Here is an 8,680-nt window from a genome sequence, read left to right as displayed (position 1 = left end):
ACAGAGAAAGATGGTATGTTTTACAAGCCGAATGAGTTATTGAAACAGTACCCGATGGAGAAATAGGGAAGAACCAGTACTGCTTTTGCGCCGCGCTTCGGATTTTTCCGAGGCGCGGCTTTTATTTATAATTTCTGGTAGAAATGCTTTCTAAACCTCAGAAAGTTGCTTTTTCACGACTTCGATGCCCTGCGCTACCTCCCGATCGAAATCCTTCCAGTTGCATTCTAATGACATTCCTCCCTTGTACTTCATTTTTTTTAACGCCCGGAAATAAGGCCGAAAATCATCGCCATCCACGCCCGGTACGGTACGCTTGCGCTTTTCAGCGATGTGGCAATGCGAGATATACTGACCGTATTTTAAAATCTCATCCGCGCTTTCATTTTCTTTGAGCATGTGGTAGATATCACATTGCAGCCGCACCCAAGGGCTGTTGACCGCTTCGATGATCTCCACCCCTTCGGCAAGGCTATTAATGAAGTTGGTTTCGCCCCGGTTGAGGGGCTCGATCGCGAGCGCAACCTGGTATTTTTCGGCCAAAGGTGCGAGTTTACGGCACAGGTCTATGTGCTGAGTTTTGGCTTTCTCCCGGTCAAAACCATCGGGAATACCCCGCGAGCCGCCGCTGCCGTACACGATGTTTTTCGTGCCGCACTCTCTCGACCGCTTGAAGGCCAGCTCGGCCCGTTCCAGAATTGGCTCCTGCTGCACGTCCGGCCCCACGGATTTTAATTTACCCGGTAAAAAATAGACGTACGACATGATGGGAAATTTTTCCTCCCTGAGCGCACGCAGATTTTTGGCGTATTGCGCATCGCCCGCCTCGGGCAGGAGAAAACCGGGCACACTTTCTTCGATGAAATCAAAGCCCAGTTTTTTCAATAAATCTACTTTGTCATAAGTAGAACAAACGCCGATTGGCAAAGAGTATCCGGCAGACTGAATCCCAAATTCAGCTGCCCTGGCTATAGCACTTGTCGCGGTCAGGCCAATCAGCGCTCCGGTTGCTTGCTTAAAAAAACTTCTTCTCGATGATTGATCTTTGAAATGCTGCATAAATATTCTATAGTGGTCTGGTACTTCAATGAATGGCTTGGGCATAAGTTAACTTTCCTTTTTTTATACCCTTTTCCAACCAATTAAAAAGGAATTGAGTCTTGGAGTAAAAAACCTTAGAATGATGAAACGTGCCTTGGTTATTGTTTTTCTGATGGGTTGTCTGCTCCATTGTAAAGAGCGAGAATACGTTAGTTCCGAGGTTAGGAAGCCGCCTTGCGTATCCAACTTCAAAGATTTAAGACGGACGGGGGATCTGGTGCAAAAAGCACCTGTCCTTTTCATTGGAGGAAGGTTTCATTTTCTGAAACATATTGACAGCATTGCTATCGACCTCAGGTATGCTGCGCCCTATTTGCCGTGCAATCTACCAATGCGTTACCGGAAAGACACTCTGCTGGCGCTGGTCAGTGGCTATCACCTTACAAATGATATACTCGATAAAGCCAACATCATCCCACTGCCTTTTGAATTAACAGATATTGAATTGAGAAAATAAAAAATCATCTTACCTTTTGCCTGCTCGATGGATTTACAGAAAGTGATCACAGATCAGTTATTCTTAATATGAGTACATTGTCCAAAATACTCGTCCTGAGCCTATTTGCGATCTTCCTTTCCTGCGAGAAACCAGAAGACCCGGACGCTGGAAAGCCCTTTATCAAGTCCGTTTCGTTCAAGAATCTTCCGGCCAAAGACTTGAAATTCGATCCGGCCCGGCGCACGATCATCATCCGGCTTCCTGCGGTCGTACCAGCCGAGGGGTACATTCCCGTACTCGAATTGAGTGATAACACAGAAGTAATCGGTGGTCTGACCAATACTGGTGCCCTGAACATCACACCTGCCTGCGGCTGCCGGGGATACGACAAGCCAAAACCCGAAGGCAAACTGGTGTTAGCGAACGACGAGTACATCCGAACCTACCGCACCCAACGTTCCTATCGGGTTATTTTTGAATCGCCAACGGCCCCGCTCGAACCGATTGGCGATCTGCCTATTACGTACAGCAGACGCTCACCGAGTGATAATTTTATTGAAGTGGCACTTCCTCTAAAAAACCTCCATCAAAATCCTGGTTTATGGAGTATTGGGTTAAAAAATCTCGATACCGGGAAAGGTTATGGGTACAATTTCGCTTTGGCGGGCGGGCAATGCGTGAACACCTGTAAACCCAGCTTACCTAATCGAATGATCATGTGGTACGATTTAAGGTCTGGGGGCGGTCTGCCTTCCGGCTCTTACGAACTTTCCATTCAGGCCAATGCGGGTGGTGGTGACATTACCTTTCCCCAACCGTTTGTTTACAAAGAATAAATAAATTGACAAACGTTCAGATCATGAAAGCAATACTCACATTTCTCGCCCTGAGCCTAGTCGCGCTCCTCATCTCCTGCGAAAAACCCCTCTGCTACGAAAAGCCCAACGACGAAATCGCGGGCATCGTCGTCAAAGTACTGGGTGAAAATGGAAGTTATCTGGCTTACAGAGAAGGAGTTGGAGACCTGAATCGGTTTGGAATGCTCCTCGCCACCGACAAAGAGTACCGCCTGGTCTTCGAGTACTGCTGTGCGGGCAAACTCGATAGTGTGGACTTTGCCGAGTACGATATTCTGGGATTGGGCACTTTAGACAAGGGGAGGAACAGCACCTACCTCCGAGAGGTACAGATCGACGATAATTTAAAGAAGGTAGTTTATACCGTATCGGAACGCTACTGCAAAAGGTCGTCGCCCGTACGTGGAAACGGCAACTTCGTGATCGTTCCGAAACTACCGATTGGGTATTCTATCGAGTATGTGCGGAAGTGATGCTTCCCGCTGATAGCGCAAGGTTTCATGCTGACCAAGCACAGAAACCACCAATAGATATCCACTTTCCATTCTCAAACTTGTATATATCTAGCTGACCATCCGCGCAGAAAATTCCTTCACAGTAATACTCTGAATAGAAAAGACAATACGTATAATTTTTCAGGAAAATAGGGTACGAAAAGATGTGATATCCTTCGGTTCCGACATGTTTTTTAAAGAATTCCCAACCAGCCGGAGGCGCTAGTTTAAAAATTTTCATTAGCGTGTGCCGACCGATAATCTTGGTTTTGGAGAAATGTTCATCCTTCCAGCGCCCGAGTTTGGGGTATTGCTTCCTTTTCAGGTAGTCTCTCTCTGCTTCGGTGAAGGTAACTGTATCCATTGTAGTTCTTTCCAGGCATTTATTGAGATTATAAACAGCAGGCGTATCGACTAATACAAAGTTAGTATCGGACATTTCTCGGGCTTTCACCTCTTTGATAAATTCAATGGATTTCTGTAAATAAAGAACTGAGTCTTCGGCAAATCTTTTGTCGATGCTCGGATTGACCCAGGAATTCTCCCCATTTTTCTCAAAAGCAAAAAAGGCGATCAAAAATCCTGTCAAAATAATCAACTTCATCAGTCTCGTTTTAGCCAGAAAACTTTACTTCACCTCTACTTTCGCCCCGCCCACTATCCGCAAATCAGCCGCCCGTTGCACGTAGGCAATCACCGACAGGTCGTCCGGCCGTCCCGCTCGGTCGTTGAAGAGTACTTCGCCGCTTGCTATGGCCGGGACGGTAATGAATTGCCGCACGACATTATCGCTGCTTAGGGTACGACCGCCATTTTCACCACGCTTGATAGCGGTATTTTCGCGCTTCGACACCAGGGCAAAATTAACCTTGCAGTTCTGGTAGTCTCCCGCCAGTTGGTACTGCACTTTCAGGACGTTGCCGCTCGCTGGCTTTACGCTCAGACCGTCGAAATTCGCCGAGGATGCTTGTCGGGTCGCATTGCTCAATGCCTTTTTCAACGCTGCTTCGTTGGAACCGACGAACTGCGCGGTACCGTTGACTACCATCTGCGGCGTATAGACCGAGCGAGAATTGAATTTCTTGGCGTAAGCGTACTGCCGCTTAGTGTACGCTTTGTCGCTGAACGGATCGGCCCAGCCAAGGTGATTCCAGTAGTCCACGTGGAAGGAGAGTGCCAGGATCTTGGGTTCGTAGGATTTTTGGATCGTTTGGGTGAGCAAGCGGTCAGCGGCGGGGCAACTGGAGCAGCCCTGCGAGGTAAAAAGTTCTAGGACCACCACGGGTTCGAAGGACTTATCGGCGACAGGTACTACTTCTTTCTGACCAATGGCCCACCAGGCGGTGCCTATTGCAAAAAGGAAGAGTACAGATTTCATAACGGTAAGGTTTGTTCAATGAAAAAGTGGTTCAGAACCGAATCAGACTCTGGTACCAAAAAACTACCGAACCATGAAAATATTGTGTTGAAGTAGCACTCTCACATCTGAGAAACTACCTGTTGGGAAGCTATACAATCAGAATGCCACCTAGCACTCCTGCCCGTAGTAGGCGTCTTTACCGTGCTTGCGTTCGTAGTGTTTGAGCCGGAGCGTATCCTTCATTCTGGGCGTATCGGGATTGATCTTTAAGGTCAGGTAGGCCATTCGGGCGAGTTCCTCCAGCACGGCGGAGTTGTAAACGGCCTTTTCAGCGTTTTTCCCCCAAGTGAAAGGCCCGTGGTTTTGGAGCAATACCATCTCCATTTCACTAGGTGTCAGATTTTTTTCTTTAAAGACATTTAAAATTTGGTGACCGCTTTCGTGTTCGTAGTCTCCCTGAATCATTTCATCAGTCAGAACCGGGGCGCAGGGGATGTCCTGGTGCGTGTGGTCGGCATGGGTAGTTCCGAAGATAGGAATGTCCCGTCCGGCCTGCGCCCAGGCCACGGCGTGGGTGCTGTGGGTATGGGCGATCCCACCAATCTCGGGCCAGGTTTTATATAGCAAAGCGTGGGTCTTGGTATCCGACGAAGGCCGCATCGCGCCCTCGACGACCCGTCCTTCGTAATCACAAATCACAATGTCGGTGGGTTGCAGTCGATCGTAGTCCACGCCACTGGGCTTGATGGCGAACACAGCCCGCGCCCGATCCACAGCGCTCACATTGCCGAAAGTAAACAGCACCAGGCCCAATTTGGGGAGTTGCAAATTAGCCTCGAAGCACTCTTCTTTCAGGGATTGGTACATAATATAGAGTGAAAAAATATTCTTAGGAACCCATCTTTTTAGCCAGCGAAATGATGTCCTGCCCTTCGATCACGTATTGGTCAACAGGATTTTGAGCCGTAAAAATCATGGCCAAAGCCAGCTCGCGCAAGGTACAAAACCCACTGGGATACAACGCTCGTCCGATCGGAAATATCCAACCCAGGTACTTGTAGGCCGTCAGCGTATGCGACATTCCCTCAATAGGTTTTATCGCGCCGGGCCGAAAGGCGTAAGCTTTCTTGAAGCCCAGTTTACGCAGATCGTTCTCGGTCTTGCCCTTCACCCGCGCCCACATCGAGCGTCCTTTCTCGCTGCCGTCGGTTCCCGCTCCCGACACGTACGCGAACGTCATCCCGGAATTGAGCCGGGCGAGCGTTTCGGCCACGTGCATGGTTAGTGTGTGGGTCAGGCGGAAGTACTCTGGTTCTTTCATCCCTACTGATGACACCCCGAGGCAAAATAAACAAGCATCGTAGCCTATCAGTTGGCTTGCAATTGGTGAAAGATCAAAGAAATCTTCGTGAATAATTTCATTGAGTTTCGGATGTTTCACTCCGTCAGGACGGCGGTTGATGACGAGTACATTCTCTATGGCTGGATGATTCAGACAAACATGCATCACGCCTTCACCTACCATACCCGTGGCACCTGTTACGATTACTTTCATCAGTTGTTTTTTTATAAAAGAGAATTTCCGGCATTTATCCCACCTAGCCCCCGTTGAGCAAAGCATCTGGGTCCGCCATGATCCTTTTTCCTATTTTTGAAAGGATAAAGGTACTTGCTAACTACTGAGGACTTCAACCCGAAGATCATGACCGAATTCCAAGAAATCCAAAAATTTACGCAATGGTGGCTGTGGGCCCTCCTACTCGGCGGTGGAGTTGTTTTATTATGGGCCCTATTTCAATCTGGGACGCCCAATGAGTCGATTAACAGCACCAGTATTTGGATCGTAGTCATTGTTTTGAGTTTCGTAGTCGTACTGTTCTCCGTCCTCACGCTCAAAACGGAGGTAACCGCGGAGGGTATCCAAATTCGGCATTTTCCACTATGGAGTACTTTCATTCCCTGGCACGAAATTGAAAGCGCCGAAATTATCACCTATGGCTTCGTCGGATATGGCATCCGGTTGTCATTTCGCTACGGAACAGTGTATAACATCAAGGGAGACGTTGGCTTGCAGATTGTCAAAAAGAACGGAAGTAAAGTTCTGCTGGGTACTCAGCGGCCCGAGGATTTGGAGGCGGTTGTGCGGAAGTATCTCCTATTAAAAGGGTAGAATTGTTTCGCTCCCACAAAATTTCGCTAAATCACCAGCAACCCATTCCCCCGCAATTCCTGCCAAATGGAAGACCGCTGAAACTCCTCAAAATCCCCTAATCCAGCCACCTCATATTTAACTTTCAACCGCGCCAGAGTAAGTACCTCTTGCGAACCGATAGGAAACGCGTCAAGTGTCTCCGTCAGCCATTCTCCCAATTGTAAACTTACGTTCAGCATCCAATGCTCTTTCTTGGTATAAAATTCCAGCTCGGCCATTTTTATAATTTGCCGCCCCTTTTTTTTCTCGTAAATCGACAGTTCGGGGATGCCGCCCAGCCAAACTACCAACGCATTGGGGCGTTCGGACATTTCCTCATTCTGAGCTATGCTACGTTCGATGTAGTTCGGTGGTATCGAAGTAGGTGGTATTTCAAAATCAAACCACTTTTTAAGCGAAAGTTCGAACCCAACGCCGTGCATGTAGTTGAAGAGAGACTTGCGTAGCCCCTCGGCAAAGCGGTCGTGGTCGGCCCCGGTAGGGTCGTCGTGGTGAAGGTCGTTGTCGGCGAAGCCGCCGAAGTCGGGGCCAATGCGCTGCACGTCGAAGCCCGCCGGGTGCAGGCCCACGGGGCTGTGGGCTGTCATCGCGAAGCGGTGCCAGAAACCCGACTGCACCACGCCCGTCTCGAATAGTTGCCGCACCATTTCAAGCGAGTCGATGGTTTCCTGCGCAGTTTGGGTGGGGAAGCCATACATCAGGTAGGCGTGAACCATGATACCCGCCTGTGTGAATGCATCGGCCACGCGGGCCACCTTCGTCACGGTAACGCCCTTTTTCATTCGCTCCAACAAACGATCGGAGGCTACTTCTAATCCTCCCGATACGGCGATGCAGCCGGAAGTTTTGAGGAGTTGGCACAGATCGGCGGTGAAGCTTTTTTCGAAGCGGATATTTGTCCACCAGGTTACGGTGAGCTGGCGGCGGATGATTTCTAGCGCCAGGTCGCGCATGAGGGCGGGCGGCGCAGCCTCGTCCACGAAGTGAAATCCGTTTTGTCCGGTCTGGGCGATAATTTCCTGGATGCGATCACAGAGAAGTGCAGCCGTAACAGGTTCGTAGCGTTTGATGTAGTCGAGCGAAATGTCGCAGAACGAGCATTTACCCCAATAGCAGCCGTGGGCCAGCGTCAGCTTGTTCCAGCGGCCATCACTCCACAGGCGGTGCATGGGGTTGATGATCTCAATGACTGACAGGTAGTCGTGCAGCGGCAAGTTGGCATAGTCGGGTGTACCGACGTCGCGCTGAGCGATGTCCTTTTCTTTGCCATTGTTATAATAAACTACCTTCCCGTCGGTGCGAGCGAAAACGCGTTTGAGTTGGCTTTGGTCGCGTTCGCCGTCGAGGTATCCCAGTAGGTTCAGGAGTGGTGCTTCACCGTCATCGAGGCTCACGTAATCAACATAGTCGAACAAGCGCGGCTCCCGTAACGAACGCAGTTCGGTATTGCAATAGCCGCCGCCCATGACGACCGCAATGCCGGGACGGTGCTTCTTCAGGTACTGCCCACATTTCAAGGCCCCGAAAAGATTGCCGGGAAACGGCACCGTCAGACAAACTACCTCCGGCTGCCAGCGTTGGATTTTCTCTTCCAGTACCTCCACCAAAAAAGCAGAAATCAGCGTGTCAGGTACTTGCAGGCTTTCGTGCAGTGGGTCGAAGTGTGTGGCGGTGCTTCCCAGCCGCTCGGCGTAGCGACTGAACCCAAAATACGGATCCACGGCTTCCTGAATCAAATCGCCCAAGTCCTCCAAATAAAGCGTAGCCAGATGCCGGGCCTTGTCCTGAATTCCCATCGTGCCGAAAGCCCAATCCAATTCGTCCAGTTCGGCGAAGCGGGCCGCTTCGGGCAGGTAGCTACGGTCGCAAATGCTGTGCGCGAGCGTGGGGTTTTTGTTTTGCAAAAAAACGATGGCAGAGTCAATGGTGCGTAAATACTCTTTGCGAAGAGCATAAATCCGATAGCCATTGTCGGAAAGGGCTGCGTCCGATGCTTCAAGTTCGGCAAACATCTTGCCCAAACCAACCGCCGAAAACAATCGCAAAATCACTTCGATCCCCAAATCCGCCTGATGCGACTCGATACCCACCGTATTCAGAAAACCTTTCAGGTAAGCTGTCGCCGGATAGGGCGTGTTGAGTTGCGTGAAGGGGGGCGTGAGGAAAAGAACTTTGTTCAATGGATAGTGGATAGTGGATAGTTGAGAGTTGAGAGTT

General features: G+C 49.8%; 10 protein-coding genes. 4 read left to right on the top strand and 6 right to left on the bottom strand.

Going from position 1 to position 8,680, the window contains the following annotated elements; genetic code table 11:
* Window positions 1-150: 150 nt before the first annotated feature.
* Window positions 151-1,104 (bottom strand): sugar phosphate isomerase/epimerase family protein, encoded by a 954-nt coding sequence (locus ACEW8P_RS25845; RefSeq protein WP_373515949.1) that lies wholly within the window; start codon window positions 1,102-1,104, stop codon window positions 151-153.
* A 76-nt stretch (window positions 1,105-1,180) separates the two neighbouring features.
* On the opposite strand from ACEW8P_RS25845, the gene ACEW8P_RS25840 reads away from it, so the two are divergent.
* The 3 genes from ACEW8P_RS25840 to ACEW8P_RS25830 all read left to right on the top strand — a co-directional run bounded on the left by ACEW8P_RS25840 (window position 1,181) and on the right by ACEW8P_RS25830 (window position 2,870).
* A complete protein-coding gene (locus ACEW8P_RS25840; RefSeq protein ID WP_373515948.1) occupies window positions 1,181-1,558 on the top strand; it encodes a hypothetical protein in 378 nt (125 codons plus the stop codon).
* 68 nt (window positions 1,559-1,626) lie between these two features.
* Window positions 1,627-2,376 carry a hypothetical protein gene (locus tag ACEW8P_RS25835; RefSeq protein ID WP_373515947.1) on the top strand — a complete coding sequence of 250 codons (750 nt, stop codon included), beginning with the start codon at window positions 1,627-1,629 and terminating at the stop codon, window positions 2,374-2,376.
* Window positions 2,377-2,399: 23 nt separating this feature from the next.
* Complete coding sequence (locus tag ACEW8P_RS25830; RefSeq protein WP_373515946.1) at window positions 2,400-2,870, top strand: hypothetical protein; 471 nt, start codon at window positions 2,400-2,402, stop codon at window positions 2,868-2,870.
* Window positions 2,871-2,895: 25 nt separating this feature from the next.
* Here ACEW8P_RS25830 and ACEW8P_RS25825 read toward each other — a convergent pair whose 3' ends face one another.
* From ACEW8P_RS25825 to ACEW8P_RS25810, 4 genes are all read right to left on the bottom strand, one after another.
* Entirely contained in the window at window positions 2,896-3,495 is a 600-nt protein-coding gene (locus ACEW8P_RS25825) for a hypothetical protein (protein ID WP_373515945.1), read from the bottom strand.
* A 24-nt stretch (window positions 3,496-3,519) separates the two neighbouring features.
* Window positions 3,520-4,269 (bottom strand): DUF1223 domain-containing protein, encoded by a 750-nt coding sequence (locus ACEW8P_RS25820; protein ID WP_373515944.1) that lies wholly within the window; start codon window positions 4,267-4,269, stop codon window positions 3,520-3,522.
* A 150-nt stretch (window positions 4,270-4,419) separates the two neighbouring features.
* Complete coding sequence (locus tag ACEW8P_RS25815) at window positions 4,420-5,118, bottom strand: L-ribulose-5-phosphate 4-epimerase (protein ID WP_373515943.1); 699 nt, start codon at window positions 5,116-5,118, stop codon at window positions 4,420-4,422.
* A gap of 22 nt (window positions 5,119-5,140) precedes the next feature.
* Window positions 5,141-5,806, bottom strand: a complete 666-nt coding sequence (locus ACEW8P_RS25810) for an NAD-dependent epimerase/dehydratase family protein (RefSeq protein ID WP_373515942.1) — start codon at window positions 5,804-5,806, stop codon at window positions 5,141-5,143.
* 147 nt (window positions 5,807-5,953) lie between these two features.
* Between ACEW8P_RS25810 and ACEW8P_RS25805 the strand changes: the two genes are divergently transcribed.
* On the top strand, window positions 5,954-6,421 hold the full coding sequence (locus ACEW8P_RS25805) for a hypothetical protein (protein WP_373515941.1): 468 nt from the start codon (window positions 5,954-5,956) through the stop codon (window positions 6,419-6,421).
* A 26-nt stretch (window positions 6,422-6,447) separates the two neighbouring features.
* On the opposite strand, the gene ACEW8P_RS25800 is transcribed toward ACEW8P_RS25805, so the two are convergent.
* Window positions 6,448-8,643: a radical SAM protein gene (locus tag ACEW8P_RS25800; protein WP_373515950.1), complete on the bottom strand. Its 2,196-nt coding sequence runs from the start codon at window positions 8,641-8,643 to the stop codon at window positions 6,448-6,450.
* Window positions 8,644-8,680 lie beyond the last annotated feature (37 nt).

It is taken from the genome of Persicitalea sp. (assembly GCF_041751555.1).
GTDB lineage: Bacteria > Bacteroidota > Bacteroidia > Cytophagales > Spirosomataceae > Persicitalea.
The sequence above is the reverse complement of the archived record's forward strand: the minus strand, read 5'-3'. Positions and strand labels throughout refer to the sequence as shown.

Excerpts from the sequence above, each read along its gene's own strand:
- ACEW8P_RS25840 (WP_373515948.1), top strand. The coding sequence starts at position 1,181 with ATGATGAAACGTGCCTTGGTTATTGTTTTTCTGATGGGTTGTCTGCTC.
- ACEW8P_RS25830 (WP_373515946.1), top strand. The coding sequence starts at position 2,400 with ATGAAAGCAATACTCACATTTCTCGCCCTGAGCCTAGTCGCGCTCCTC.
- ACEW8P_RS25805 (WP_373515941.1), top strand. The coding sequence starts at position 5,954 with ATGACCGAATTCCAAGAAATCCAAAAATTTACGCAATGGTGGCTGTGG.
- ACEW8P_RS25815 (WP_373515943.1), bottom strand. The coding sequence starts at position 5,118 with ATGTACCAATCCCTGAAAGAAGAGTGCTTCGAGGCTAATTTGCAACTC.
- ACEW8P_RS25835 (WP_373515947.1), top strand. The coding sequence starts at position 1,627 with ATGAGTACATTGTCCAAAATACTCGTCCTGAGCCTATTTGCGATCTTC.
- ACEW8P_RS25820 (WP_373515944.1), bottom strand. The coding sequence starts at position 4,269 with ATGAAATCTGTACTCTTCCTTTTTGCAATAGGCACCGCCTGGTGGGCC.
- ACEW8P_RS25810 (WP_373515942.1), bottom strand. The coding sequence starts at position 5,806 with ATGAAAGTAATCGTAACAGGTGCCACGGGTATGGTAGGTGAAGGCGTG.
- ACEW8P_RS25845 (WP_373515949.1), bottom strand. The coding sequence starts at position 1,104 with ATGCCCAAGCCATTCATTGAAGTACCAGACCACTATAGAATATTTATG.
- ACEW8P_RS25825 (WP_373515945.1), bottom strand. The coding sequence starts at position 3,495 with ATGAAGTTGATTATTTTGACAGGATTTTTGATCGCCTTTTTTGCTTTT.